At 69.5% G+C, this 26,173-nt stretch carries 26 protein-coding genes and 5 tRNA genes; 15 read left to right on the top strand and 16 right to left on the bottom strand.

Annotation, left to right across the window (positions count from 1 at the left end):
- The first annotated feature begins 131 nt into the window (after positions 1–131).
- Both cofC and ACZ5SK_RS24535 read left to right on the top strand, forming a co-directional pair.
- On the top strand, positions 132–770 hold the full coding sequence (cofC, locus tag ACZ5SK_RS24540; protein WP_457494183.1) for a 2-phospho-L-lactate guanylyltransferase: 639 nt from the start codon (positions 132–134) through the stop codon (positions 768–770).
- Between the two features lie 9 nt (positions 771–779).
- Positions 780–992, top strand: coding sequence for a hypothetical protein (locus ACZ5SK_RS24535; RefSeq protein WP_079659267.1), 213 nt, complete (start codon positions 780–782; stop codon positions 990–992).
- Positions 993–1,060: 68 nt separating this feature from the next.
- Here the strand turns inward: ACZ5SK_RS24535 and ACZ5SK_RS24530 are convergent, their stop codons facing one another.
- From ACZ5SK_RS24530 to leuC, 4 genes are all read right to left on the bottom strand, one after another.
- Positions 1,061–1,711, bottom strand: coding sequence for an HU family DNA-binding protein (locus ACZ5SK_RS24530; protein ID WP_334576959.1), 651 nt, complete (start codon positions 1,709–1,711; stop codon positions 1,061–1,063).
- Between the two features lie 138 nt (positions 1,712–1,849).
- Positions 1,850–2,080: an SCO5555 family protein gene (locus ACZ5SK_RS24525; protein ID WP_079659269.1), complete on the bottom strand. Its 231-nt coding sequence runs from the start codon at positions 2,078–2,080 to the stop codon at positions 1,850–1,852.
- Positions 2,081–2,357: 277 nt separating this feature from the next.
- Positions 2,358–2,951 (bottom strand): 3-isopropylmalate dehydratase small subunit, encoded by a 594-nt coding sequence (gene leuD / locus ACZ5SK_RS24520; RefSeq protein ID WP_334576961.1) that lies wholly within the window; start codon positions 2,949–2,951, stop codon positions 2,358–2,360.
- Between the two features lie 6 nt (positions 2,952–2,957).
- Complete coding sequence (gene leuC / locus ACZ5SK_RS24515; protein ID WP_079659271.1) at positions 2,958–4,388, bottom strand: 3-isopropylmalate dehydratase large subunit; 1,431 nt, start codon at positions 4,386–4,388, stop codon at positions 2,958–2,960.
- Between the two features lie 198 nt (positions 4,389–4,586).
- Between leuC and ndgR the strand changes: the two genes are divergently transcribed.
- Complete coding sequence (gene ndgR / locus ACZ5SK_RS24510; RefSeq protein WP_007384919.1) at positions 4,587–5,303, top strand: IclR family transcriptional regulator NdgR; 717 nt, start codon at positions 4,587–4,589, stop codon at positions 5,301–5,303.
- Between the two features lie 84 nt (positions 5,304–5,387).
- On the opposite strand, the gene ACZ5SK_RS24505 is transcribed toward ndgR, so the two are convergent.
- Entirely contained in the window at positions 5,388–5,897 is a 510-nt protein-coding gene (locus ACZ5SK_RS24505; RefSeq protein WP_334576963.1) for a DUF4188 domain-containing protein, read from the bottom strand.
- 38 nt (positions 5,898–5,935) lie between these two features.
- On the opposite strand from ACZ5SK_RS24505, the gene ACZ5SK_RS24500 reads away from it, so the two are divergent.
- Positions 5,936–6,580, top strand: coding sequence for a MerR family transcriptional regulator (locus ACZ5SK_RS24500; RefSeq protein ID WP_334576965.1), 645 nt, complete (start codon positions 5,936–5,938; stop codon positions 6,578–6,580).
- A 51-nt stretch (positions 6,581–6,631) separates the two neighbouring features.
- Here the strand turns inward: ACZ5SK_RS24500 and ACZ5SK_RS24495 are convergent.
- The 6 genes from ACZ5SK_RS24495 to ACZ5SK_RS24470 all read right to left on the bottom strand — a co-directional run bounded on the left by ACZ5SK_RS24495 (position 6,632) and on the right by ACZ5SK_RS24470 (position 7,962).
- Positions 6,632–6,704 (bottom strand) — tRNA-Glu (locus tag ACZ5SK_RS24495).
- Positions 6,705–6,746: 42 nt separating this feature from the next.
- A tRNA-Gln gene (locus ACZ5SK_RS24490) sits at positions 6,747–6,818 on the bottom strand.
- A gap of 20 nt (positions 6,819–6,838) precedes the next feature.
- A tRNA-Glu gene (locus tag ACZ5SK_RS24485) sits at positions 6,839–6,911 on the bottom strand.
- Between the two features lie 62 nt (positions 6,912–6,973).
- Positions 6,974–7,046 (bottom strand) — tRNA-Glu (locus ACZ5SK_RS24480).
- 21 nt (positions 7,047–7,067) lie between these two features.
- Positions 7,068–7,139: transfer RNA gene (locus tag ACZ5SK_RS24475), tRNA-Gln, on the bottom strand.
- 91 nt (positions 7,140–7,230) lie between these two features.
- Positions 7,231–7,962, bottom strand: a complete 732-nt coding sequence (locus tag ACZ5SK_RS24470; protein ID WP_334576967.1) for an HAD family hydrolase — start codon at positions 7,960–7,962, stop codon at positions 7,231–7,233.
- A gap of 36 nt (positions 7,963–7,998) precedes the next feature.
- Between ACZ5SK_RS24470 and ACZ5SK_RS24465 the strand changes: the two genes are divergently transcribed.
- Positions 7,999–8,283: a type II toxin-antitoxin system RelE family toxin gene (locus ACZ5SK_RS24465; protein WP_334576969.1), complete on the top strand. Its 285-nt coding sequence runs from the start codon at positions 7,999–8,001 to the stop codon at positions 8,281–8,283.
- Positions 8,284–8,345: 62 nt separating this feature from the next.
- On the opposite strand, the gene gltX is transcribed toward ACZ5SK_RS24465, so the two are convergent.
- The 3 genes from gltX to ACZ5SK_RS24450 all read right to left on the bottom strand — a co-directional run bounded on the left by gltX (position 8,346) and on the right by ACZ5SK_RS24450 (position 10,984).
- On the bottom strand, positions 8,346–9,830 hold the full coding sequence (gene gltX, locus ACZ5SK_RS24460; protein WP_334576972.1) for a glutamate--tRNA ligase: 1,485 nt from the start codon (positions 9,828–9,830) through the stop codon (positions 8,346–8,348).
- Positions 9,823–10,608, bottom strand: coding sequence for a fumarylacetoacetate hydrolase family protein (locus ACZ5SK_RS24455; protein WP_468576599.1), 786 nt, complete (start codon positions 10,606–10,608; stop codon positions 9,823–9,825). Before ACZ5SK_RS24455 ends, gltX begins: the two co-directional genes overlap by 8 nt.
- 187 nt (positions 10,609–10,795) lie before the next feature.
- A complete protein-coding gene (locus ACZ5SK_RS24450; protein ID WP_162499663.1) occupies positions 10,796–10,984 on the bottom strand; it encodes a hypothetical protein in 189 nt (62 codons plus the stop codon).
- A 603-nt stretch (positions 10,985–11,587) separates the two neighbouring features.
- Between ACZ5SK_RS24450 and ACZ5SK_RS24445 the strand changes: the two genes are divergently transcribed.
- The 8 genes from ACZ5SK_RS24445 (at position 11,588) to ACZ5SK_RS24410 (ending at position 22,275) form a co-directional block, all read left to right on the top strand.
- Positions 11,588–15,364 carry a sensor histidine kinase gene (locus ACZ5SK_RS24445; RefSeq protein ID WP_468576598.1) on the top strand — a complete coding sequence of 1,259 codons (3,777 nt, stop codon included), beginning with the start codon at positions 11,588–11,590 and terminating at the stop codon, positions 15,362–15,364.
- Positions 15,365–15,373: 9 nt separating this feature from the next.
- On the top strand, positions 15,374–15,787 hold the full coding sequence (locus tag ACZ5SK_RS24440; RefSeq protein ID WP_003993189.1) for a roadblock/LC7 domain-containing protein: 414 nt from the start codon (positions 15,374–15,376) through the stop codon (positions 15,785–15,787).
- Positions 15,788–15,899: 112 nt separating this feature from the next.
- A complete protein-coding gene (locus ACZ5SK_RS24435) occupies positions 15,900–16,298 on the top strand; it encodes a DUF742 domain-containing protein (RefSeq protein ID WP_009190816.1) in 399 nt (132 codons plus the stop codon).
- On the top strand, positions 16,279–16,854 hold the full coding sequence (locus ACZ5SK_RS24430; protein WP_030793795.1) for a GTP-binding protein: 576 nt from the start codon (positions 16,279–16,281) through the stop codon (positions 16,852–16,854). The genes ACZ5SK_RS24435 and ACZ5SK_RS24430 overlap by 20 nt, the downstream gene beginning before the upstream one ends.
- Before the next feature lie 376 nt (positions 16,855–17,230).
- Complete coding sequence (locus ACZ5SK_RS24425) at positions 17,231–20,605, top strand: sensor histidine kinase (protein ID WP_334576975.1); 3,375 nt, start codon at positions 17,231–17,233, stop codon at positions 20,603–20,605.
- A gap of 10 nt (positions 20,606–20,615) precedes the next feature.
- The gene (locus ACZ5SK_RS24420) at positions 20,616–21,029 is read left to right on the top strand and encodes a roadblock/LC7 domain-containing protein (protein ID WP_037781109.1); all 414 of its coding nucleotides are present in this window, start codon (positions 20,616–20,618) and stop codon (positions 21,027–21,029) included.
- A 96-nt stretch (positions 21,030–21,125) separates the two neighbouring features.
- Positions 21,126–21,713 carry a DUF742 domain-containing protein gene (locus tag ACZ5SK_RS24415; protein WP_079659280.1) on the top strand — a complete coding sequence of 196 codons (588 nt, stop codon included), beginning with the start codon at positions 21,126–21,128 and terminating at the stop codon, positions 21,711–21,713.
- On the top strand, positions 21,694–22,275 hold the full coding sequence (locus ACZ5SK_RS24410; RefSeq protein ID WP_026248371.1) for a GTP-binding protein: 582 nt from the start codon (positions 21,694–21,696) through the stop codon (positions 22,273–22,275). The genes ACZ5SK_RS24415 and ACZ5SK_RS24410 overlap by 20 nt, the downstream gene beginning before the upstream one ends.
- Positions 22,276–22,351: 76 nt before the next feature.
- On the opposite strand, the gene ACZ5SK_RS24405 is transcribed toward ACZ5SK_RS24410, so the two are convergent.
- Entirely contained in the window at positions 22,352–22,546 is a 195-nt protein-coding gene (locus tag ACZ5SK_RS24405) for an acyl-CoA carboxylase subunit epsilon (RefSeq protein ID WP_079659281.1), read from the bottom strand.
- 57 nt (positions 22,547–22,603) lie between these two features.
- Positions 22,604–24,199, bottom strand: coding sequence for an acyl-CoA carboxylase subunit beta (locus tag ACZ5SK_RS24400; RefSeq protein WP_334576976.1), 1,596 nt, complete (start codon positions 24,197–24,199; stop codon positions 22,604–22,606).
- 389 nt (positions 24,200–24,588) lie between these two features.
- Between ACZ5SK_RS24400 and ACZ5SK_RS24395 the strand changes: the two genes are divergently transcribed.
- The gene (locus tag ACZ5SK_RS24395; protein WP_334576977.1) at positions 24,589–25,188 is read left to right on the top strand and encodes a YceI family protein; all 600 of its coding nucleotides are present in this window, start codon (positions 24,589–24,591) and stop codon (positions 25,186–25,188) included.
- 94 nt (positions 25,189–25,282) lie between these two features.
- On the top strand, positions 25,283–25,921 hold the full coding sequence (locus ACZ5SK_RS24390) for a hypothetical protein (RefSeq protein WP_334576978.1): 639 nt from the start codon (positions 25,283–25,285) through the stop codon (positions 25,919–25,921).
- Positions 25,922–26,173 lie beyond the last annotated feature (252 nt).

Below are 26,173 nucleotides of genomic sequence, written 5' to 3'. Positions count from 1 at the left end.
TGCTCCTGGGCCTGGGGCCGCACAAGTGTCGCCCCGGGCCGCCGGTCTGTCGAGAACACGGTACGCCCGCCCGCCCGAGCGGCGAATGGGCCGGGTGACAATGGCCGCGACAAGAGAGGGACGGTACGCCGGTGGAGTGGACCTTGGTCATACCCCTGAAGCCCTTGGCGCTGGCCAAGAGCAGGCTCGCGGACACCGCGACCGACGGCCTGCGCCCGGGCCTCGCCCTCGCCTTCGCCGAGGACACCGTGGCGGCGGCGCTGGCCTCGCCTGCGGTGCGGGATGTGGCAGTAGTCACGGACGACGCGCTGGCCGGACGCACCCTGGCGGCCCTGGGCGCCCGCATCGTCCCCGGCGAGCCGCGCACGGGCCTGAACGCGGCTCTGGCCCACGGAGCGGCCGCCGTACGCGCCGTACGCCCCGATTCCCCGCTCGCGGCCCTCAACGCGGATCTGCCGGCCCTGCGCCCGGCGGAATTGGCCCGGGTTCTGGACGCGGCCGCGGAATTCCCTCGCGCTTTTCTCCCGGATACGGCCGCAATCGGCACCACGCTTCTCGCAGTGACCGCCGGCCGTGAATTGCTCCCCGCATTCGGCACGGATTCCCGCGCCCGCCATCGCGCTTCCGGCGCTGTGGAACTCCTTCTCGACGGGGTGGATTCCGTACGCCAGGACGTCGACACCGGCGAGGACCTGCGCACGGCCCTGTCCCTGGGCGTGGGCCCCCGAACGGCCGCGGCGGCGGCGCGGTTGCTGACCGCGGGGCAGTAGGCTGCCGCCATGCAGGCGACCGCATACACGTACGACCCCGGCACGCGCAGCGGGCAGGTGTTGCTGGACGACGGCACGCCGGTGCCCTTCGACGCGTCGGCGTTCGACGCGGGCGGGCTGCGGCTGCTGCGGCCCGGTCAGCGGGTGCGGATCGAGGTGGCGGAGCCGCAGGATCCGAAGGACGCTCCCCGGATCACCCTGGTGACGCTGCAGACGTTCTGAACACGCCGCGGGCCGGACTTCCGTGAGGGAGTCCGGCCCGGCGCGTGAGTGCCCCTGCTGGCTCGTGCCTAGCGGGCGGTGGCCTTCTTGGCGGTGGTCTTGCGCGCGGCCGACTTCTTGGCGGGGGCCTTCTTGGCCGTCGCCTTCTTCGCCGGGGCCTTCTTGGCCGTCGTCTTCTTGGCGGCGGCCGTCTTCGCGGTGGTCGTCTTCTTGGCGGCCGCCGTCGTCTTGGTGGTGGCCTTCTTCGCGGTGGCCTTCTTGGCGGTGGCCGTGGTCTTCTTCGCGGCGGCCGTCGTCTTCCTGGCGGCGGTGGTCCGCTTCGCGGCGGCCGTCTTCGTGGTCGCCTTCTTCGCGGCGGCCTTCTTGACCGTGGCGGAAGCGCCGCCGGTCAGGCTGCCCTTGGGGGCCTTCTTGACGGCGACCTCGCCGCCGCGCGGGAGCTTCTTCGAGCCGCTCACCAGGTCCTTGAAGCCCTGGCCTGCGCGGAAGCGCGGCACGGACGTCTTCTTGACCCGAACCCGCTCGCCCGTCTGGGGGTTGCGAGCGTAGCGGGCCGGCCGGTCGACCTTCTCGAACGAACCGAAGCCGGTGACCGAGACCCGGTCGCCGGCGACGGTCGCGCGGACGATGGCGTCCAGGACCGCGTCGACCGCCTCGGCGGCCTGCTGGCGGCCGCCCAGCTTGTCGGCAATCGCTTCTACGAGCTGCGCCTTGTTCACGTCTTCCCCTTCGGAGACATTCGCCAGAACGAAAGTGTTCAAGCTTTTTCGCACGTTAGGCAGATATATACCGCAAATCAAACACGAAACGGGCTAATCACCCTTGTGCCGCAACGAAATCGGCCGCTCCGGAGGCGATCAGCGCTCCTCTTCGGGCATTCGCCCCTCGTCGAGGTCCGCCATGAACCGCTCCAGACGCCTTGTCGCATCGGCGAGATCGTGCTTGGCCGCGGCCGTAATGACCAGCAGCTTCCGGGTCAGCGCCATCCGTACGCCCTCCGGGACTTGCAGTGCGCGCACCCTTGTGTGCGCTTCCTTGAGTTGGTTCGCGACCGCCGTATAGAGCTCGAGTTGGCCGTCGTGTTCCATGCACAGATTGTGCCATCTGGGGCGAGTTGTCGCCCGCCCAGGGGGCAACTGCCGCCTCAAACGGCCGTCCGGGCACTTCCGGCGGTCATGTCGGTACAGGGCGCGTACCCAGGCAACACCCGTCCTAACGTGGGAAGTTGGCAGGAACGGCGAAGGGTGTCGGGGCCGAACGGGTACAGAAACAGCCGTACCCCCGATCGGTCCGATCGGGGGTACGGCGGGGGTGTCGCGGTGGCCGAAAGTCGACCTGCTCAGGGCCTGCTCGGGGGCTCCTGGGTCAGCCCTGGAGCGTCCTCGGCTTGTACGACGGCCGCTTGGCCTCGTACGCGGAGATGTCGCCCTCGTTCTGGAGGGTGATGGAGATGTCGTCCAGCCCGTTCAGCAGCCGCCAGCGGGAGTTCTCGTCCAGCTCGAAGGAGGCGGTGATCCCCTCGGCGCGCACCTCGCGGGCCTGAAGGTCGACGGTGATCTCGACCTGCGGGTCCTTCTCCGTGAGCTCCCACAGCGCGTCCACGATCTTCTGCTCGATCACCACCGTGAGCAGGCCGTTCTTGAGCGAGTTGCCGCGGAAGATATCGGCGAACCGGGACGAGATCACGGTCTTGAAGCCGTAGTTCTGCAGCGCCCAGACGGCGTGCTCACGGGAGGAACCGGTGCCGAAGTCGGGGCCGGCGACCAGGACCGTGGCGCCCTGCCGCTCGGGGCGGTTGAGGATGAAGTTCTCGTCCTTGCGCCAGGCCTCGAACAACCCGTCCTCGAACCCGTCCCGCGTGACCTTCTTGAGCCAGTGAGCAGGGATGATCTGGTCGGTGTCGACGTTGGAGCGGCGCAGCGGGACGGCCCGGCCGGTGTGCGTGGTGAATGCTTCCATGACTTCTCAGACTCCAGCGGGCGTACGGGTCTCGGCGTCGGACAGGTCGGCCGGGGAGGCCAGGTGGCCCAGGACGGCCGTGGCGGCCGCGACCTGCGGCGACACCAGGTGCGTACGACCGCCCTTGCCCTGCCGGCCCTCGAAGTTGCGGTTGGAGGTGGACGCGGAGCGCTCACCGGGGGCCAGCTGGTCCGGGTTCATGCCCAGACACATCGAGCAGCCCGCGTGCCGCCATTCGGCGCCGGCCTCCTTGAAGACGACGTCCAGACCCTCGGAAACGGCCTGCAGACCGACCCGCGCGGAGCCCGGGACGACCAGCATCCGTACACCGTCGGCGACTTTGCGGCCCTCGACGATCGCGGCGGCGGCGCGCAGGTCCTCGATGCGGCCGTTGGTGCAGGAGCCTACGAAGACGGTGTCCACCTTGATGGTGCGCAGCGGCTGTCCGGCTTCCAACCCCATGTATTCCAGGGCCTTTTCGGCGGCGAGGCGCTCCGAAGCGTCTTCGTACGAAGCAGGGTCGGGGACGTCCGCCGAAAGCGGCGCGCCCTGGCCGGGGTTGGTGCCCCAGGTGACGAACGGCGACAGCGCGGCGGCATCGATGACGACCTCGGCGTCGAACTCGGCGTCGGCGTCCGTCTTCAGCGTCTTCCAGTACGCGACGGCGGCGTCCCAGTCCTCGCCCTCGGGGGCGTGGGCGCGGCCCTTGATGTACTCGAAGGTCGTCTCGTCGGGGGCGATCATGCCCGCGCGGGCGCCGGCCTCGATCGACATGTTGCAGATGGTCATCCGGGCTTCCATCGAGAGCTTCTCGATGGCGGAGCCGCGGTACTCCAGGATGTAGCCCTGGCCGCCGCCGGTGCCGATCTTGGCGATGATCGCCAGGATCAGGTCCTTGGCGGTGACGCCGTCGGGCAGCTCGCCGTCAACCGTGATCGCCATGGTCTTGGGGCGGGCCAGCGGCAGCGTCTGGGTGGCCAGCACATGCTCGACCTGCGAGGTGCCGATGCCGAACGCCAGCGCGCCGAAGGCGCCGTGCGTGGAGGTGTGGGAGTCGCCGCAGACGACGGTCATGCCGGGCTGGGTCAGACCGAGCTGCGGGCCGACGACGTGCACGACGCCCTGCTCGACGTCGCCGAGCGGGTGCAGTCGCACGCCGAACTCGGCGCAGTTCTTGCGCAGCGTCTCCAGCTGGGCGCGCGAGACCGGGTCGGCGATCGGCTTGTCGATGTCGAGGGTCGGGGTGTTGTGGTCCTCGGTCGCGATGGTGAGGTCGAGACGGCGCACGGGGCGGCCGTTCTGACGGAGGCCGTCGAAGGCCTGGGGGCTGGTCACCTCGTGCAGCAGGTGCAGATCGATGAAGAGGAGGTCGGGCTCGCCCTCGGCGCGCCGGACGACGTGGTCGTCCCAGACCTTCTCCGCGAGTGTCCTACCCATCGCTTTCCCTCCGGCCGGCAAAGGTGCGCCGGCCCAACTAGAGATCTTGTGGAGGCGACGCCCACGGTCGTGTTTCTCGGCGTTTCCGGGCACTCGCCGCCAGGCCCGTTGGTCCGCGGGCCGTCATGCATCCAAGGGTTGCGCGTCTCACGGAAAAATGAACTTGCGTTTCACAGAGTGAGACGGGAGTATCGTTGCATGGACAACAGTAGCGGCGTCGGCGTTCTGGACAAGGCAGCCCTTGTCCTGAGCGCCCTGGAGTCCGGTCCGGCCACCCTCGCAGGCTTGGTCGCTGCCACCGGACTCGCACGACCCACGGCCCACCGCCTGGCCGTGGCTTTGGAACACCACCGTATGGTGGCGCGCGACATGCAGGGCCGTTTCATCCTCGGCCCCCGTCTGGCCGAGCTGGCCGCGGCCGCGGGCGAGGACCGCCTCCTGGCCACCGCGGGCCCGGTGCTCACCCATCTGCGCGACATCACGGGCGAGAGCGCACAGCTCTACCGCCGCCAGGGCGACATGCGCATCTGCGTGGCCGCGGCGGAACGCCTGTCCGGCCTTCGGGACACGGTCCCGGTCGGCTCCACGCTCACGATGAAGGCCGGCTCCTCGGCCCAGATCCTGATGGCCTGGGAGGAGCCGGAGCGTCTGCACCGGGGTCTGCAGGGCGCCCGTTTCACGGCGACGGCCCTGTCGGGCGTACGGCGTCGCGGCTGGGCCCAGTCCATCGGCGAGCGCGAGCCGGGCGTCGCGTCCGTGTCGGCCCCCGTGCGCGGCCCCTCCAACCGTGTGGTGGCCGCCGTCTCCGTCTCGGGCCCGATCGAGCGGCTGACCCGCCACCCGGGCCGTATGCACGCCCAGGCGGTCATCGACGCGGCGGCCCGCCTGTCGGAGGCCCTGCGCAGGACGGGCTGAGCCGCCCCTCCACCGAGCGCATCCCGAGCACACGCCCGGAAAAGAGCCGGCCTCAACGCCGCGGCAGGCTCCTCCCGGCCCCGCTCAGGCCTTCGACTCCGTCTGCTCCGACCGGTACGCGTACCGGTCCTTCGCATAGCGCCCCCGCTCCCCCAACGGAACCTGCCCGTGCGCGGCCGCGAGGCCGAACGCCGGCATGTCGCCGTAGACCGCCTCGTACGAGCCCTCCGGCACGACATACGCCTCGTGCCAGATCCCCACGTGCCCGCGTACCTTCCCGCTCTTCTCCAGGCGGCTGATCTTCGCCCACGCGCGATGGTGGAACGCGTCGGGCGCACTCGCGTAGGCGTACAGCTTCTCCTTGGACTCCCAGTACTGGACGACGTAGTACGTCCGCGGGGAGGCCGTCAGCAGCACGCGGGAGAGCAGCCCACGGCCAGGATCCTTCTTGAGCTCGGCCAGCATGCGGAGCATGGCCAGCATGACCGGCACCCACTGGTGCACGGCCCAGAAGCGGTTGACGCGCATCCCGATCAGCAGGACGACCACGTCTCCGCGGGCGTCGGCGGTGGTGCGGTTCGCTGCGACAGACATGCTTGGATAGTGCCGCTGACCAAGGAAGGGCGCAAGGCATGCGGCTGGCCGAGCTGAGCGAACGCAGCGGTGTCTCCACCGCGACGATCAAGTACTACCTGCGCGAAGGTCTCCTGCCGCCCGGCCGCCAGATCAACCTGACGACCGCCGAGTACGACGAGGAGCATCTGCGCCGGCTGCGGCTGGTGCGCGCGATGATCCAGGTGGGCCGACTGCCCGTGGCCACGGTCCGCGAGGTGCTCGGGCATGTCGACGACGACTCCCTGGGCCGCACGGTCCGCCTCGGCGCGGCCCTTTGGGCGCTGCCGCAGGTCCCCGCGCCGGACGCGGAGGACGAGTATGTGCGCGCCGCCCGTCTGGAGGCGGACGAACTGCTGCGCACCCTGGGCTGGTCGAACGCCCGCCTGCTGACGACCGTCTCCCCCGCCTACCGCTCGCTGGTGGTGGCGGTGGCCGCGCTGCGCCGCCTCGGCTATGAGTGGGACGCCGAACTGCTCGTGGCCTACGCCCGGTTGATGCACCGGGCGGCCCGGCTCGATCTGGACTTCGTGGAGACGCAGGAGTCGGAGTCGGAGCGGATCGAGGCGGCGGTGCTGGGCGCGATCCTGGTCGAGCCGATGTTGCAGGCGCTGCACCGGCTGGCGCAGGAGGAGGAGTCGGCGCGGCGGTACGGCTTCGAATGAGCCGGGAACGCCGAAGGGCCCCCACCGAAGTGGAGGCCCTGTCGTACTGCGTACCCCCGACCGGATTCGAACCGGCGCTACCGCCTTGAGAGGGCGGCGTGCTAGGCCGCTACACAACGGGGGCGAGGATCTTGCAAGCGTTTAAATTACACGCCGCAGATCCGAGCTGGTCTACCAGGACTCGAACCTAGAATGACGGTACCAGAAACCGTAGTGTTGCCAATTACACCATAGACCAAGGTGATTCAAGGTGAATCGTACCCCCGACCGGATTCGAACCGGCGCTACCGCCTTGAGAGGGCGGCGTGCTAGGCCGCTACACAACGGGGGCCCTAGCGATCCTGCATGAGAGACAGCGGGTGCGACCCGGACTGTCTTCCTGGGAAGGATCTGTACCCCCGACCGGATTCGAACCGGCGCTACTGCCTTGAGAGGGCAGCGTGCTAGGCCGCTACACAACGGGGGCTTTGCAGATGAGCTCTGCGAGCTGGCCTACCAGGACTCGAACCTAGACTAACTGAACCAGAATCAGTCGTGCTGCCAATTACACCATAGGCCACTGGAACGCAAGCCCCGTAGGGGATCTTGTTCTAGTTTCGCTCCTCCGGTTCCGGCCTTTCGGCCCGCTCCCCGGCGGCGCAGGAAGAACATTACCCGAAGGTGGACTGCGCTCCAAAACGGGTATCCGAGCCGAGGATCGCCGGGAGTTCGGCGAGGGTGGCGATCCGGTGCCGTCCCACCGGGGGCTCCACGGTCGCCGTGCCGCCGTAGCGGTCGATCCACACCGAGAGCAGTCCGGCGTCGGCGGCGCCCCGGCCGTCGATCTCCGGGTGGTCGCCGACGTAGGCCACCTGGTGCGGGGGCAGGGACAGCGCCTCGCAGGCCGCGAGGAACGCGCCGGCGTCCGGCTTGGAGACGCCGAGCTCCGCGGCGCACAGGATGGCCTCGAAGCGGTCGTGGACGCCGAGGACGCGGAGCTTGTGGTCCTGGACGTGGATGCTGGAGTTGGAGAGCACCGCGTGGCGGTGACTGGCGGCGAGGGCGTCCAGGACGGGCAGGACGTCCGGGAAGAGCGTCCAGGCGGCCTCGTAGTGGCTGTGGTACCGCACCAACCAGTCGTCGGCCTCCGCCTCCGTCATCTCGCGCTCCAGGAACACCCGTACCCGGTCCCGGCGCTGGTCCTCGAAGGTGATCCCGCCCGCCGAGAACCGCGCCCACTGCTGGTCGGTGACCTCGCGCCACCGCGCGAGCGCCTGCTCCGCGGTCCCGTAGCGGTCGATCAGCCCCTCGGCCGTCAGATACGACCGCATGCCCTCGCGGTCCGCGGTCGTGTAGTCGAAAAGGGTGTCGTCCACGTCCCAGACCACGGCGCGAATGCTCATGTCCCCGACGGTATCGCGGGCTGGCACACTGACGGTATGAGCGAGTACCGAGTCCAGTTCACCGTCGAGGCCCGGGCGGCCTACGACGGTCTGCCCGGAGAGCGTCGCGCCCAGTTGGACAAGGCCGTGCGGATACTGGCGCGCGACCCATTCCGCAAGGTCGCGACCGCGCAGCTCGGCCCCGACGAGCACCTGCGCAAGGCGTACGTCGCCCCTGGCGTCATGCTGGAGTACATGGTGGCGGCAGCCGTGCTGGTCGTGGTCGTGCTGGAGATCTTCGACGAGTTCGCCTACCTGATCGACGAGAACGACGCCGTCTGAGGCGAACGGGTGAGGGGCGGCACCCGGAATCCCGGGTGCCGCCCCTCACTCACGCGTGGGCGTTACGCCGCCAGCTTCGCCAGGGCCGCGTCGATGCGGGCCAGGGTCTTCTCCTTGCCCAGGACTTCCAGGGACTCGAAGAGGGGGAGGCCGACCGTGCGGCCGGTGACGGCCACCCGGACGGGGGCCTGGGCCTTGCCGAGCTTGAGGCCGTGGGCCTCGCCGGCGGCCAGCACGGCCTCCTTGAGCGACTCGGCGGAGGTCCAGTCGGCCGACTCCAGCTTCTCGCGGGCCGTCGTGAGCAGCGCGTCGCTGCCCTCCTTCATCGCCTTCGTCCAGCTCGCCTCGTCCTCGACCGGCTCCGGGAGGAACAGGAAGTCGACGTTGTCGGTGATCTCCGAGAGGACCTTCAGGCGGGTCTGGGCGTGCGGGGCGATCGCCTGCCACTTCGCCTCGTCGAAGTTCTCCGGCGCCCACGGCGCGAAGGGGGCCCTCAGCCAGGGGGCGCAGCGCTCCGTGAAGTCCTTCACGTCGAGCAGGCGGATGTGGTCGGCGTTGATCGCCTCGCACTTCTTCAGGTCGAAGCGCGCCGGGTTGGGGTTGACGTCCGCGATCTCGAAGGCGGCGGTCATCTCGCCCATCGTGAAGACGTCCTGGTCGGCCGAGAGGGACCAGCCGAGCAGCGAGAGGTAGTTGAGCAGACCCTCGGGGAGGAAGCCGCGCTCCCGGTAGAGGTTGAGGGACGACTCCGGGTCGCGCTTGGAGAGCTTCTTGTTGCCCTCGCCCATCACGTACGGCAGGTGGCCGAAGGCGGGCACGGACTTCGCGATGCCCAGCTCGGTCAGCGCCTTGTAGAGGGCGATCTGGCGGGGGGTGGAGGACAGCAGGTCCTCGCCGCGCAGGACGTGCGTGATCTCCATCAGCGCGTCGTCGACCGGGTTGACCAGCGTGTACAGCGGGGCGCCGTTCGCACGGACGATGCCGTAGTCGGGCACGTTCTCCGGGGTGAAGGTCAGTTCGCCGCGGACCAGGTCGGTGAAGGTGATCGTCTCGTCGGGCATGCGGAAGCGGACGATCGGGGTGCGGCCCTGGGCCTGGTACTCCGCCACCTGCGCCTCGGTGAGGTCGCGGCAGTGGCCGTCGTAGCCGGACGGCCTGCCGGCGGCGCGGGCGGCGTCGCGGCGGGTGTCCAGCTCCTCCTGGGAGCAGTAGCACCGGTAGGCGTGGCCGGCGTCGAGGAGCTTCTCGGCGACGTCCTTGTAGAGATCCATGCGCTGCGACTGGCGGTACGGCGCGTGCGGGCCGCCGATCTCCGGGCCCTCGTCCCAGTCGAAGCCCAGCCAGCGCATCGAGTCGAGCAGCTGGTTGTACGACTCCTCGGAGTCGCGGGCCGCGTCGGTGTCCTCGATGCGGAAGACCAGGGCGCCCTGGTGGTGCTTGGCGAACGCCCAGTTGAACAGGGCGGTGCGGACCAGGCCCACGTGGGGGTTACCGGTGGGCGAGGGACAGAAACGGACGCGTACGGGAGAGCCGGGTGCGCTAGCCACGCTTGACAACCTTGTTGGTGAGAGTGCCGATGCCTTCGATGGTGACGGCGACCTCGTCGCCGACAGCCAGGGGGCCGACCCCTGCCGGGGTGCCCGTGAGGATCACGTCGCCGGGGAGCAGCGTCATGGCCTCGGTGATGTTGACGATCAGATCCTCGATCGAGTGGATCATCTCGCTGGTGCGGCCGAGCTGCCGCTGCTGTCCGTTGACCGTGAGCTGGACGGTGAGGTCGCTCGCGGTCTCGAGGTCCAGGCCGGTCTCCACCCAGGGGCCGAGCGGGCAGGAGGTGTCGAAGCCCTTGGCCCGGGCCCACTGCCTCTCGCGCTTTTGGACGTCGCGCGCGGTGATGTCGTTCGCGCAGGTGTAGCCGAAGATCACGTCCTTGACGCGTTCACGCGGGACCTCGCGGCACAGCCGGCCGATGACCACGGCGAGCTCGGCCTCGTGGTGGACGTCCGCGGAGAAGGACGGGTACTGGATGTCGTCGCCGGGGCCGATCACCGAGGTGGACGGCTTGAAGAAGGCGAAGGGGGCGTCGGGCACCTCGTTGCCCAGCTCGCGCGCGTGCTCGGCGTAGTTGCGGCCGAATGCCACGACCTTGTTGGGAAGCACGGGCGGGAGCAGTCGGACCTTGCTCAGCGGCACCTTGGTGCCGGAAAGCTCGAAGTCCACGAACGGGATGCCCTTGATGATGTCGAGGACGAGCTCGTCCGGCTTGTCGCCCTCGACCGCGCCGAAGGCGACGTTCCCGTCGATGGAGAACCTGGCGATGCGCACGGGTTGGTTGCGTTCCTTCACTGAGAAGACCGAGCTGGCAATGGAGTGTGACGGTCCAGGCTAACGCGGAAGGGCGTCCCCGGCCGGGGACGCCCTTGACATCCGTGGGCCGCCGCCTTGAGCATTCCGCGGTCGGCGCCCGTATCTCCGCGTGAAGACGTGAAGATCCACGAAGGTCCGTGAGGATCTACTCCGCGACGGAGGCCGTGACCGGGGCCTCCATGAGGATGGTGCGCTTGGGGTTGGCAGTCTGGGCAGGCAGCTCGACGGAGTGCTCCCGCTGCTCCGGGAGCTGCAGTTCGTCGGCGTCCTTGAGGTGCGCCAGCGTCGTGCGCCGCGGGTTGGCGATCTTGTGGAACATCGTCGTCGTCTTCACTGTTGTACGTGACCCTGTCGTCTCGGGGCGCCGGGGGAAGCCGTCAAGGGCCCCCGCGCAAGCGCAGCTTGTCGGATTTGCCATCCCTGTAAAGCGTCAGGCTAAACACGCGATTCCCGTGGAACGCGGGAAGGTCGCATGATCGGTGTGTGAGTTTCCTCACGACTTGGCGGGCAAAACGGTCAATTAAGACCCTCAAGTGACCACTACGAAACGGACATTGCACACCTGAAGCGCGCATTCCGCTCCCGATCATGTCGACTGGGACACCCCCCAGACCTCCTCACTTCGCCCTTTTATGTCCGCCTTACGGGGGATCACCTTCTACATCCCGTAACTTGACCCTTACGTGGTGTCACGGATGTCACAGCCTGGCCAACGGGCCTTGTTGGAGATCCTGCACTGTGCTGGAATTCCTCGGACCGCCGCGGGTTCGAGCCGGCGCACAGGGGGCGCCCAGCGCGCCCGGTGGCGGCGAGACAGGGGGAGCGAGCGCCGGTCACTCACGACCATCGGGGGGCGTAATTCAGGACGCCCCTCAACACGCCGACACCGTCCTTCCGTTCACGCGGAGGGGCGCCTGGTCCAGAGGTTGCGACGCTAGTGCAGGGACGTTTCAAGAGGGATGGCAGCGCTTCGGCCGAGCCGGAGCCGCACGGCGGGACTGGCCCGATGGCAGTCGGCTCCTCGCCCCAGCACGCCCAGAACCCGGGCCCGGCCCCGTCCGGCGACGGCGGTGAGCGCCCTGGGCGCCCCGGCGCGTCCGCGTCGCCGAGTTCTCCTCCTCCGACTCCGACCGTCAAGCCGCCGTCCGGCACGCCCGGCACCGGCTCACGCGTCGCGCTGCGCAACTGGCGTATCTCCACGCGTCTGGTGGCGCTGCTGACGCTGCCCGTGGTCGCGGCCACCACGCTGGGCGCCATCCGCATCAACCAGTCGATGGACGACATCCAGCAGCTCGACAACATGAAGCTGCTGACGGACATGACCAAGCAGGCCACGGAACTCGCCGTGCAGCTCCAGAACGAGCGCGACCGCTCCGCGGGCCCGCTGGCGCACGGCGCCAAGGCGACGGACTTCGGCGTCAAGGGCTACCGGGACAAGACCGACAAGGCGCTCGTCGCCTTCCAGGACGCCTCGGAGGAGATCGACGGCGCCACCACGGACGGCAACCTCCAGGGTGTCCGCGACACCCTCGTGGGTCTCCTGAGCGACCTGAACAACCTCGCCAAGATCCGCAGCACGGCCTACGCGGACAGGGGCAACTCCACCCAGACGGTCGAGGCCTACCACCGCCTCATCACCGGCCTGCTCGACCTGTCGCAGGACATGGCGCAGGCCACGAACAACCCGGAGATGATCCAGCGCACGCGTGCACTGGCCGCCTTCTCCTCCGCCAAGGAGTACGCCTCCGTCCAGCGCGCCGTGCTCGCGGCGGCGCTGCCCGTGGGCAACACCGTCAGCGGCGACCTCAAGGAGAACGACCGGCAGTACGCCGAGGCCGCGCTCGAGAACCAGGAATCCGAACTCTCGAGTTTCCGCAGCATCTACGGCGACGACGGCGCCGAGGAGCTGCTGAAGCCCATCGAGCAGGGCAACCCGGTCATCGAGGAGGCGGACACCTACGCCACCCGGGCGCTCAGCTCCGCCACCGGTCTGCAGTCGCTGGACAAGCGGTCCTACCAGGACTGGATCGACGACAGCACGACCAAGATCACGCAGATGAACAACATCGAGCACACGCTGCTCGAGGACATGGAGCAGAAGGCGCGTGAGCTGCGCGCCGCGTCGGAGCGCGAAGCGATCATCTCCGGTGCGCTCATCCTGCTGGTGCTCGGTGTGTCGCTGGTCGGCGCGTTCGTCGTCGCCCGGTCCATGATCCGCTCGCTGCGCCGTCTGCAGGAGACCGCCACCAAGGTCGCCCAGGACCGCCTGCCCGAGCTGGTCAAGCAGCTGTCCGAGTCCGACCCGCAGGACGTCGACACGTCCGTGGAGTCGGTCGGTGTGCACTCCCGGGACGAGATCGGCCAGGTGGCCGCGGCCTTCGACGACGTGCACCGCGAGGCGGTCCGCCTCGCCGCCGAGCAGGCCCTGCTGCGGGGCAACGTCAACGCGATGTTCACCAACCTCTCGCGCCGCTCCCAGGGCCTCATCCAGCGTCAGCTCTCGCTCATCTCCGAACTGGAGTCCCGCGAGGCCGACCCGGACCAGCTGTCCTCGCTCTTCAAGCTCGACCACCTCGCGACCCGCATGCGCCGTAACGGTGAGAACCTCCTCGTCCTCGCGGGTGAGGAGCCCGGCCGCCGCTGGACCCGCCCGGTCCCGCTGGTCGACGTCCTGCGTGCCGCCGCGTCCGAGGTGGAGCAGTACGAGCGCATCGAGCTGTCCTCCGTGCCGACCACCGAAGTGGCCGGCCGGGTCGTCAACGACCTCGTGCACCTCCTCGCCGAGCTGCTGGAGAACGCCACCTCGTTCTCCTCGCCGCAGACCAAGGTCAAGGTCACCGGTCACGCGCTGCCCGACGGCCGCGTCCTGATCGAGATCCACGACACCGGCATCGGCCTGTCCCCCGAGGACCTCGCCGCGATCAACGAGCGGCTCGCCTCGCCGCCCACCGTGGACGTGTCGGTCTCCCGTCGCATGGGTCTGTTCGTGGTCGGCCGGCTGTCCCAGCGCCACGGCATCCGCATCCAGCTGCGCCCCTCCGACTCCGGTGGTACGACCGCGCTGGTCATGCTGCCGGTGGACGTCGCGCAGGGCGGCAAGAAGCCTCAGCCCAAGCCCGGCCAGGGCGGCACCGCGGGCGGTCCCGCCGCCGCGCAGGCCGCGGCGGGCGTCGCCGCCGCGCGTCGCCAGAACGGCTCGCAGGGCGGCGCCCTCGGCGCCGGTCCCGGCGGGGGCGGTCTGCTCGGCGCCGGTCAGGGTCCCCGGGCCGCACTGCCCGGCCGTGACGGCGGTGGCCGTCCCGGCGGCCAGCCGCCGCGCGGCCCGCAGCAGCCTCCGGCCTCCCCCCAGCAGGGCCGGCCCGCTCCGGCCGGCTTCGGCAGCCAGGCGCCGGGCGCGCCGCAGGGTCTGCAGGCGGCCGGCACGGGCACGCAGGGCACCGACATGTTCGGCGGCGGACGTCCGCCGCAGCGGGGCAACAAGGCCGAGCAGGGCGGCCGCGGCCGTCAGCCGCAGCTGCCGCCGCGCGGTGGTCCGCGCGCCGAGCTGCCCGGCGGCAACCCGCAGCCGCGCGTGCCGAGCTGGGGCGACGAGAACGCCCAGCCGCCGGTGCCGCGCACCCCGCTGGACGCCCCGCGCGGTCACGAGGAGCCGGACGTCGCCCAGACGTCGCGGATGCCCCGCATCGACGACCGTCAGGGTCCCGGGGCCACCGCCGAGATACCGGCGATCCCACGACCGGACGACCGCCAGGGTCCGGCGGGCCCCGCCGACTTCGGTCGTCCGGGGGCGAACGGGCTGCAGAGCACGGGCCAGTTCCCGGCCGTGGGCAACGGCCAGTCGGGCTTCAACGGGCGTCAGGACAACGGCCAGTTCCAGCGGCCGGGTGTCAACGGCCGACAGGACACCGGCCAGTTCGAGCGCCCCGGCGCAGGCGGCCAGGGTCCGGGTCAGGGTCAGGGTCAGCAGGACACCAACGGCTTCACCCGGTCCGACGTCTTCGGCGCCCCGGGCGGCCAGAACGCCCCGGCGGCCCCGAACCACTTCGCACCGCAGGCGTACGACAACGGCTCCACCGGGCAGTTCGCCATGCCCGGCTACGACGGCTCCTCGACCGGTCAGCACTCGCTGCCCGGCCGCCAGGACCCCTCGTCCACGGGACAGTTCCCCGTCGCGCAGCCCGGTGGCTACGGCACCGGGCAGCAGCCGGCGGTCCCGCCGCGTCCGGCCGGGCGTCCGGAGCCGGAGGCTCTGCCGCCGGCCGGTCCCGGGGACGGCCGCACGCCGCTGTACGACACGTTGGAGACCAACTGGTTCCACGGTCAGCAGGCGGGCGGTTCCGCACCGGAGCCGGAGCCGGCTCCCCAGCAACACCAGCAGCCGCAGGCTCCGGCTGCTCCCCAGCGTCCCGCAGCCGCCAGTGCCTCCTGGCGCACCTCGCCGAACGACGAACTCGTCCGGCAGGCCGAGCGCGTCAGGCAGCCGGCCGCGGGCGGCGTCACCACTTCCGGCCTGCCGCGCCGGGTGCCCCGGGCGAACCTCGTCCCGGGCACGGCTCAGCAGCAACAGCACCAAACCGGTCCGCAGGTCTCGCGTGCGCCTGACGACGTACGCGGCCGACTGACCAATCTCCGTCGGGGCATCGCGCAGGGTCGTCAGGTCGGCAACGGCCAGACCGGCAGCTTCCCGAACCCCACTCACCAGCAGGAGCGTTAGTTGAGTCAGATGAGCCAGGCGGCACAGAACCTGAACTGGTTGATCACCAACTTCGTGGACAACACCCCTGGGGTGTCCCACACCGTCGTGGTGTCCGCCGACGGGCTCCTGCTCGCGATGTCCGAGGGCTTTCCGCGCGACCGTGCCGACCAGTTGGCGGCCGTCGCGTCGGGACTGACCTCGCTGACGGCCGGAGCCTCCCGGATCTTCGAGGGCGGCAGCGTGGCGCAGACCGTCGTGGAGATGGAGCGAGGTTTTCTCTTCCTCATGTCCGTCTCGGACGGCTCGTCCCTCGCGGTGCTCGCCCACCCCGAGTGCGACATCGGCCTCGTGGGCTACGAGATGGCGCTCCTTGTCGACCGGGCGGGCGCGGTACTCACGCCCGACCTGCGCGCCGAGCTTCAGGGCAGTCTGCTCCACTGACCCGCCCGAGTACCACCCACCTCACGAAATCACCGTCCGGCCGACACAATCCCCCCACCGGCCTCGACGGACGGCACGACTGACCGAGAATGCTGTCCCGCCCGGAGGATCCATGACCCCGCCCACCGCCCATCATGACCCGTACGCGGAGCCGTACGGGGATGAGGGCGACCAGCCGCTGGTGCGTCCGTACGCGATGACCGGTGGCCGGACCCGGCCGCGCTATCAGCTCGCCATCGAGGCGCTGATCAGCACCACGGCCGACCCGGCAGCGCTCATGGGGCTGCTCCCGGAGCACCAGCGCATCTGCCATCTGTGCCGCGAGGTGAAGTCGGTCGCGGAGGTCTCGGCTCTCCTGGCCATGCCGCTGGGGGTGGCGCGGATCCTGGTCGCGGACCTCGCCGAGGCCGGACTGGTGGCCATCCACCAGCCGGGCGGCGACGAGAACAACGGCGGCGCTCCGGACGTGACGCTGCTCGAAAGGGTGCTCAGTGGACTTCGCAAGCTCTGACGGGGGGCGGGCCACCACCTCCGCGAAGATCGTGGTGGCGGGCGGCTTCGGCGTGGGCAAGACCACGTTCGTGGGCGCCGTCTCCGAGATCAACCCGCTGCGCACGGAGGCCGTCATGACGTCCGCGAGCGCGGGCATCGACGACCTCACCCACACCGGGGACAAGACCACCACCACGGTGGCCATGGACTTCGGCCGCATCACGCTCGACCAGGACCTGATCCTGTACCTGTTCGGCACCCCCGGCCAGGACCGGTTCTGGTTCATGTGGGACGACCTGGTGCGCGGCGCCATCGGCGCGGTGGTGCTGGTGGACACGCGCCGCCTTGCCGACTGCTTCCCCGCGGTCGACTACTTCGAGAACAGCGGTCTGCCGTTCGTCGTCGCCCTCAACGGCTTCGACGGCCAGCAGCCCTACCAGCCCGAAGAGGTGCGCGAGGCGCTGCAGATCGGACCGGACACCCCGATCATCACGACGGACGCCCGGCACCGCTCGGATGCCAAGAGTGCGCTGATCACGCTGGTGGAGCACGCACTCATGGCACGACTGCGGTAACTTTCAAGTACCCGGTGCCGTACGGCAGTTGTCGTAGACACTTCGGAGCCGGCTGTGGCCTTTGACACGGTCGGCTCCGGTGTTCATAACGTTTCGGCAGAGGAATCGGGTGGTACCGCCACGCGTCGCGGTCACTCGGTCTCACTGTGCTCACGAAGGCCCCGCCTTATGGTGGGGCTCGTTCTTTTTGACCGTTTTATCTGGGGTTTACATCACGTCGAACCAACTCTTTCCCATGTTTGGAGGAGCACTGGTCGTCGTGCTGGAATGCCTGAACTGCCCAATAGTCAATGACGTACTCATGGTCGATGGCTGACCGGGCTCTGAGACACTGCGGCACGACGAAGGTGCCGACCGCCGAGAGGTTGTTGGTCGAGTGAGGCGAAGCAAGAAAAGTCCCGAGCCGGCGGCCCGGGGCAACTTCACCCCGCCGCCGCGCGGAGCGGCGACCCCTGCGCCCGGCTCGGAGCCGACGGCCGCGCCCGCCAAGAGCGGCGGCCGTCTCTCCCCGCGCAACTGGCGGGTGCCGACCCGGCTGAACGCGATTCTGCTCATACCCGTGGTGGTCGGCCTGGTCATGGGCGGCTTCCAGGTGAAGAGCTCGATCGACACCTGGCAGGAGGCCGAGGACGCGGAGAACACCGCGCGTCTGGTGCGGGCCGCCCTGAGCTACGGCGACGCCCTCTACAAGGAGCGCGACATCTCGGCCGCGCCCCTCCTCGCGGGCAAGCAGAACGACGCGACGGTCACCGCGGCCCGCCAGGCCACGAACACCGCGGCCGACGCCTTCGACGAGGCCGCGAAGCACATGCCGGCCAAGGCCGGTCTGGAGCGCCGCCTTCAGCTGTTCCGCACCGCGGAGACCAGGCTGACGACGCTGCGCGCGGCCGCCTACACCTCCAAGCTCAACGGCGTGCAGACCGAGGAGGGCTACACCCAGGTCGCGCACCCCCTGATGGAGTTCTCCAACGAGCTCGGTCTGGGCACCGGAAACATCACCTCCTACGGCCGTACCGTCTACGCCATCTCACTGACCAAGGCCGCGCTGTCCCTGGAGCGCTCGATCGGCATGCACCTGCTGATCAAGCCGGGCCCGCAGGACACCGACTTCGCCAAGCAGAAGGTCTCCCTCTCCTCCTACGCCTACCTCGAGGGCATCGCCATCGAGGAGTACATCGGCGGCGGCACCGCGGCCGACGCGAAGAGGCTGGACGAGGAAACCGCGAAGATCAAGAGCGACGGCGCCGCACAGGCCGCCGCCGCGAAGCAGAAGGACCCGGACTACGTTCCGCCGCCGTCCGACCCGACCACGATGGTCGGCGCCATCTCCACGATGGAGACGACCTCGGGCGCCGAGCGCGCCGGGCTCGCCGAGAAGGGCATCAGCAAGGAGAACTGGTGGGCGGTCACCACGCTGAAGTACGACGCCTACCGGCAGATCGAGTCGGACATGGCCGACAAGGCCGTGACCGAGGCCTCGGACATCGCCGCTGACGCCAAGACCTCCGCGATCATCACCGGTGCCGCGGTCGTCGTCGCCCTGCTCCTGGCGTTCATCCTCGCCGGCGCGGTGGCCCGCCAGATGAGCCGTGCGATGCGCCAGCTGCGCAACGCCGCCTTCGGCATCGCCGAGCAGCGCCTTCCGATGCTGGTCGACCAGCTCTCCCGCACCGACCCCGGCCGGGTCGACACCCGCGTGCAGGCCATCCCGATCACCACCACGGACGAGATCGGCGAGGTCGCCCGCGCCTTCGACCAGGTCCACCGCGAGGCCGTCCGGCTCGCCGCCGAGCAGGCCCTGCTGCGGGGCAACATCAACGCGATCTTCACCAACCTGTCGCGCCGCAACCAGTCCCTGATCGAGGGCCAGCTGACCCTGATCACCGACCTGGAGAACAACGAGGCCGACCCGGACCAGCTGGAGAACCTCTTCCGCCTGGACCACCTCGCGACCCGTATGCGCCGCAACGGCGAGAACCTCCTGGTCCTCGCCGGCGAGGAGCCCGGCCGCCGCTGGGACCAGCCGGTCCCGCTGGTCGACGTGCTGCGCGCCGCCTCCTCCGAGGTGGAGCAGTACGAGCGCATCGAGCTGTCGGGCGTCCCGGAGGCCGAGATCCACGGCCGCGCCGTCACCGACCTCGTGCACCTGCTCGCCGAGCTGCTGGAGAACGCCACGACGTTCTCCTCCCCGCAGACCAAGGTCCGTGTCACCGCGACCCGTCTTCCCGACGGCCGCGTGATGATCGAGATCCACGACAAGGGCATCGGCCTCACCGCCGAGGACTTCGCGGACATCAACCACAAGCTGGCCAACCCGCCGACGGTGGACGCCGCGATCTCGCAGCGCATGGGTCTGTTCGTGGTCGGCCGGCTGTCCGACCGGCACGGCATCCGCGTCCAGCTGCGTCCCTCGGGCGAGCAGGCCGGCACGACCTCGCTGGTCATGCTGCCCGACGCGATCACGCACGGTGGCGGTGGCGGCGAGCACCAGCCCGACCGCGACGAGTTCACCGTCTCGCAGATCATCCCGGAGCAGGACTTCCGCCCCGGCGGCGAGGACTTCAACACCGGCCTGCCGATGCGCACCGCCGCCGAACTCGGCTTCGACGACAGCCAGTACGAGGTCCCCGACGACATCCGCGAGCTGGACCCGGTGGGCCGCTCCCTGATGCGCGAGGAGCGCCGTGCGGCCCTGGAGACCCAGCCGGGCCCGGGTCAGCCGGGTCAGCCGGCCGGGCAGCAACAGCAGCAGCCCGGCGAGACGCCCGCCTTCGGCGAGGGCTTCGACTCGACCCGTCAGCAGCCGGCCTTCGACGCGGGCCAGGACGGCTACGATCCCGCCCAGAACGGCGCCCGCAACGGCTACGACAGCAGCGCGACCGGCTATGCCGAGCAGCCCGCGGCGTTCGACCAGCAGACGGCGTACGAGGAGCAGCAGCGCCCGGCGTACGACGATCAGTACTTCGCGCCGAACGGCGGTGCGCCGCAGGCCGACTCCTACTCCACCAACGGCGGTCTGCCGCAGAACGACGGCTTCCCGTCGAACGACGCCTTCTCGTCGAACGGCGGTTACCCGGACCCCGCCTATGCGGAGCCCGCCCAGGAGGAGCGGCCGGCGTCCCCCGCCCCCGCCTCCGAAGGCTTCCAGCCGTACGAGGAACAGCAGTCCTACCAGGACGACTGGCCCCAGCAGCCCCAGCAGAACGGCCACCCGAACGGTTACCAGAACGGCTACCCGGACCAGTACGCTCCGGAAGCGGAATCCGCGCCGGCCGCTGACGCGGGTGAGCAGAACCGCGTAGGCTTCGACCGTCCGGGACCGACCCCCTCCGCCTCCCACGCACTGACCGACGCCGGTCTCCCCCGCCGCGGCTCCGCCGCAAGCGGTGCGAACGGCTCGGGCCCCGCGAAGCAGGAAGCGTCGGCCACGTCTTCTCAGAGCACCGGCGGCGGTGACATCTGGCGTTCGGCGAACGACGAGCGCTGGCACCAGGCCTCCGCTCTGAAGAAGCCCAAGGCGGGCGGGGTCACCTCCTCCGGCCTGCCGCGGCGGGTGCCCAAGGCCAATCTGGTCGAGGGCGCGGCCGAGAGCACCCCTCAGGGAGGCCCTCAGGTCTCCCGCGCCCCGGAGGACGTCCGAGGCAGGTTGAGCAACCTGCGTCGGGGCGTCCAGCGGGGACGCAACGCAGGAAGCAGTGAAACGAACGGTCAGGGCTTCGGTTCTGACAGCACCTACAACCAGGAGCGTTAGTGTGAGCCCGATGAGCCAGGCGGCACAGAACCTGAACTGGTTGATCACCAACTTCGTGGACAACACCCCGGGGGTGTCCCACACGGTGGTGGTCTCCGCCGACGGACTCCTTCTGGCGATGTCCGAAGGCTTTCCCCGCGACCGTGCCGACCAGCTCGCGGCCGTCGCCTCCGGTCTGACGTCACTGACGGCAGGCGCCTCCCGGATCTTCGAGGGCGGCAGCGTGAATCAGACGGTTGTGGAGATGGAGCGGGGATTCCTCTTCATCATGTCCGTATCCGACGGTTCCTCGCTCGCGGTTCTCGCTCACCCCGAGGCGGACATCGGTCTCATTGGGTACGAGATGGCCCTTCTGGTGGACCGTGCGGGTTCGGTCCTGACGCCCGACCTTCGTGCGGAGCTCCAAGGGAGCCTGCTCAACTGACAGACGGACGGTGCGTTTTGGCGTCCCGAGGCCGTAGGGTTTCGGGACGCGGCTTCCACGTGATGGGCGCCAGGCACATTCGGAGGAGGAGAGAAAGTGGCAACACCCCCAGGCGGTTCGAATTCGGGTAACTGGTCGTACGGCCCTGCCCAGGGCCAGGGCGATGGTTCCCAGAACGCGAACCGTTACAACTTCCCCTCCGCGCCCAGCCAGCAGAGGCCGTACTCGCCGCAGGGTCCGCAGGGCCCCGGGCCGTCCCCGTACGACCAGCCGCCGGCGCCGCGCATCCAGCCCGTGCAGCCGCATCGCCGTACCCCTGAGGCGGCCCCCGCCGGGGCGTCGAACAACCCGCTGGTGCGTCCGTACGCCATGACCGGTGGCCGGACCCGCCCGCGTTACCAGCTCGCCATCGAGGCGCTGGTGCACACCACTGCGCAGCCGCATCAGATGCAGGGCCAGCTGCCCGAGCATCAGCGGATCTGCAACCTCTGCCGAGAGATCAAGTCGGTCGCCGAGATCTCGGCGCTGCTGACCATCCCTCTCGGCGTGGCCAGGATCCTCGTCGCCGACTTGGCGGAGGCGGGACTGGTCGCCATCCATCAGCCCGGCGGCGACGAGAGCGCCGGCGGCCAGCCAGACGTGACACTGCTCGAAAGGGTGCTCAGTGGACTTCGCAAGCTCTAGCGGGGGTCCCTCCCGCTCCACCACTTCCGCGAAGATCGTGGTGGCGGGCGGCTTCGGCGTGGGCAAGACCACGTTCGTCGGGGCTGTTTCGGAGATCAATCCGCTGCGCACCGAGGCCGTCATGACGTCCGCGTCGGCGGGTATCGACGACCTCACCCACACCGGGGACAAGACGACCACGACGGTCGCCATGGACTTCGGCCGCATCACCCTGGACCAGGACCTGATCCTGTACCTGTTCGGCACCCCCGGCCAGGACCGCTTCTGGTTCATGTGGGACGACCTGGTGCGCGGCGCGATCGGCGCGATCGTGCTCGTGGACACCCGTCGTCTCGCCGACTGCTTCCCGGCGGTCGACTACTTCGAGAACTCGGGTCTGCCGTTCGTGATCGCCCTGAACGGCTTCGACGGGAACCAGCCGTACAACCCGGACGAGGTGCGCGAGGCCCTGCAGATCGGGCCGGACACGCCGATCATCACGACCGACGCGCGGCATCGCGCCGACGCCAAGTCGGCGCTGATCACTCTTGTGGAGCATGCGCTCATGGCTCGCCTGCGGTAGTTCGCCCGCGCCCCCTGGGCATGCAGAAGGGCCCCTCTCCTGGAGAGGGGCCCTTCTTCGTGCCTGCGCTGCGGGCTCAGTGCCAGCTGTGGGGGGCCCGGAAGCCGCCCTCACGCTCCAGGCGGCGCCAGCCGGCCTTGGGGCGGCGGTGGTGCGCCTCGGGGGTCTCGGAGGAGCGGGCGGCGGCGCGGGCCAGGAGGATCGCCGTGATGGCGGCGACTTCCTCGGGCTCGGCGTGGCCCTTCTCGACGCGGATGTCGGGAGTGTTCATGGGTGTCAGTCTCCGGGAGAGAGGTTTCCGCAGGGGTACCGCGAAGGATCCGCAGGGTTACTGCGGGGGGTTGCCGTGCTTGCGCGAGGGCAGGTCGGCGTGCTTGGACTGCAGCATGGCGAGGGACCTGATGAGGACCTCGCGGGTCTCGGCGGGGTCGATGACGTCGTCGACCAGGCCGCGCTCCGCCGCGTAGTACGGGTGCATCAGCTCGGACTTGTACTCCTTGACCATGCGGGCCCGCATGGCCTCGGGGTCCTCGGCCTCGGCGATCTGACGCCGGAAGATGACGTTGGCGGCACCTTCGGCGCCCATCACGGCGATCTCGTTCGTCGGCCAGGCGTAGGTGAGGTCCGCACCGATGGACTGGCTGTCCATGACGATGTAGGCACCTCCGTACGCCTTGCGCAGGATCAGCGAGATCCTCGGCACGGTCGCGTTGCAGTAGGCGTAGAGCAGCTTCGCGCCGTGACGGATGATTCCGCCGTGCTCCTGGTCGACGCCCGGGAGGAACCCGGGGACGTCCAGGAAGGTGACGATCGGGATATTGAAAGCGTCACACATCTGGACAAAACGCGCAGCTTTTTCCGACGCCTCGATGTCCAGGACGCCGGCGAGGGACTGCGGCTGGTTGGCCACGATGCCGACGACCTGGCCGCCCAGCCGGGCCAGGGCGCAGATGATGTTGCGGGCCCAGCGCTCATGGACCTCGACGTACTCGCCGTCGTCGACGATCTCCTCGATGACCTTGGTCATGTCGTACGGGCGGTTGCCGTCCGCCGGGACCAGGTCGAGCAGAACGTCGCTGCGGCGGTCGGCCGGGTCGCCGGACTCGACGCGCGGGGGGTTCTCGCGGTTGTTCTGCGGCAGCAGCGAGAGGAGGTAGCGGACCTCCGCGATGCAGGTCTCCTCGTCGTCGTACGCGAAGTGGCAGACGCCGGAGGTCTCGGCGTGCACGTCGGCGCCGCCGAGGCCGTTCTGGGTGATCTCCTCGCCGGTGACCGCCTTGACGACGTCCGGGCCGGTGATGAACATCTGCGAGGTCTCGCGGACCATGAAGACGAAGTCGGTCAGGGCGGGGCTGTAGGCCGCGCCGCCCGCGCAGGGACCGAGCATCACGCTGATCTGCGGGATGACTCCGGAGGCCTTGGTGTTGCGCTGGAAGATGCCGCCGTAGCCGGCGAGCGCGGAGACGCCCTCCTGGATGCGGGCGCCGGCGCCGTCGTTGAGGGAGACCAGCGGGGCGCCGGCCGCGATGGCCATGTCCATGATCTTGTGGATCTTCGTGGCGTGGGCCTCGCCCAGCGCGCCGCCGAAGATGCGGAAGTCATGGGCGTAGACGAAGACCGTACGGCCCTCCACCGTGCCCCAGCCGGTGATGACACCGTCGGTGAACGGCTTCTTGGCCTCCAGGCCGAACCCGGTCGCCCGGTGCCGGCGCAGCTGCTCGACCTCCTGGAAGGACCCGGGGTCCACAAGCAGCTCGATCCGCTCCCGGGCGGTCAGCTTGCCCTTGGCGTGCTGCGCCTGGGTCGCCTTCTCGCTCGGGCCGGCCAGCGCCTGGGCACGGATCTGATGCAGCTCGGCCACGCGGCCGCGCGCGTCCGTGGGTTCCCCGGTCGGCTCACCCGTCGTCTCTTCCAAAACGGTCATGTAGCGACCTTACGAAGCCCGCCAAGGAAAGAGGGACGTCGACTCCGTACAGTCTCCGACGCGTTTTCCTGGTAGCACTGAACAGAACCAGGCGGGCACGCAGGCGTTCCGACTGCTCAGGGGGTCCGGGGCTTGTTCAGGTCGAACAAAGCCGGGGCTGAGACCCGGCTCACATTCGACGGGGTCGCATGCCCTCCCCAGGGTGAACGGGAGGACCCGGACGGCCGTCCACGATCATCGCATGGAGCAATCAGGGGACACGCCTCGGATGATGTTGAACATTGAACGGAATAGGTCTACGGTCGTTCGTGTTGACCTCGTTGAAGATTCAACATCATCGATCTTCCCCGTTCCCGTTTACGTCCCGTCCCCACTCCAAGGAGCACGTCATGGGCATCTTCGGCCGCAAGAGCACCGACGAGACCGCCGCCGGCGCGGTGAACCCCGATCTCGCCGCCCTGACCGGTGACTACACGATCGACCCGGCGCACTCGACGCTCGGTTTCGTCGCGCGCCACGCGATGGTCACCAACGTCAAGGGCAAGTTCATCGACTTCACCGGCTCGCTGCACCTGGACGGCTCGGACCCGTCGAAGTCCACCGCCACCATCGACGTCAAGATGGACAGCATCGACACCGGCTCCGCCGACCGTGACGGCCACCTGAAGAGCGCGGACTTCTTCAAGACCGACGAGTTCCCGACGATGACCTTCCGCTCCACCTCCGCCGAGGCGGTCGGCGGCGACGACTACCGCATCACCGGCGACCTGAGCATCCTCGGCGTCACCAAGCCGCTCACCATCGACCTGGAGTTCAACGGCGCCGCCAAGGACCCGTTCGGCAACGAGCGCGTCGGCTTCGAGGGCAAGGCCGAGATCCTGCGCTCGGAGTGGGGCCTGACCTGGAACGCGGCGCTGGAGACGGGCGGCGTCCTGGTCTCCGACAAGATCAAGCTGAACTTCGACATCTCGGCGATCAAGAACGCGTAAGACAGCCGTCGAATTTCGTAAGAAATCGGCGGATAGGGGCCGGAAGCGAGTAGCTCCCGGCCCCTCGCTGTGCTCTGTGTCACAGTCGCGAGGCATGAGCACCATGACCGGACCCCAGCACTACCCGGGCGCCAACCGCGACCACTGGTACCAGGACCACTTCGGCGGTGACCGTATGGAGGTCAACGTCGTCGTCCTGCACACCACGGAGGGCAGTTCGCTGCCCGACTACCAGGGCGGCGCCGTCGCGCCCAACCTGACAGCGGTGCCGGACTTCGCCGCCAAGCGGCTGAAGTGGTACCAGCACTTCGACATCGATGTCTCCTCACGCGCGCTGGCCAACCCGCCCGGCGGCGTCGAGACGAACACGCTGAACGTGTGCCAGGCGGAACTCGTCGGCACCTGCGACCCCGACGTCCACGCCCGGCTGAACGCCGGCGACCGGGCCCACGTCTACTGGCCGAAGGCCCCGGAGTGGGCGCTGCGCGGGGTCGCCCAGTACCTGGCGTGGATGCACATCCACCACAACGTGCCGTTGCAGGGGCCGACGCTGTGGCCCGTGTACCCGAAGTCCGTGGGCGACGGGGGCGGGCAGCGGATGAGCGGGGCGCAGTGGAACGCGTTCAAGGGCGTGTGCGGGCACATGCACGTGCCCGAGAACGCGCACGGGGACCCCGGCGGGATCGACTTCCGCGGGCTGCTGGGCTTCGCGAAGGCGGCGGTCCAGGACTGACCCGGGCCCCCCCGAACCGACCGCGGTTCACGTGGACCGGTCCGGCGCCGGCTTCCAGCGAGTTCAGGCGTCGAGGGTGGGAGCGCGGGGGAAGGAGAGGGGCAGGGGTGCGGGCGTCGTCCCCGGGTCGGCCGCTGCGGTCATACGATGGCCGTAGGTGCCGGATGGGTCAGTTGCTGTCCCAAGGGTGACGCTCGCCCTGTTCGGTGACGGAGGGGGCGGGACTGGTGGGAGACGGGGATCACGTCGAGT

This window comes from Streptomyces sp. NPDC031474 (genome assembly GCF_055581185.1).
The sequence above is the reverse complement of the archived record's forward strand: the minus strand, read 5'-3'. Positions and strand labels throughout refer to the sequence as shown.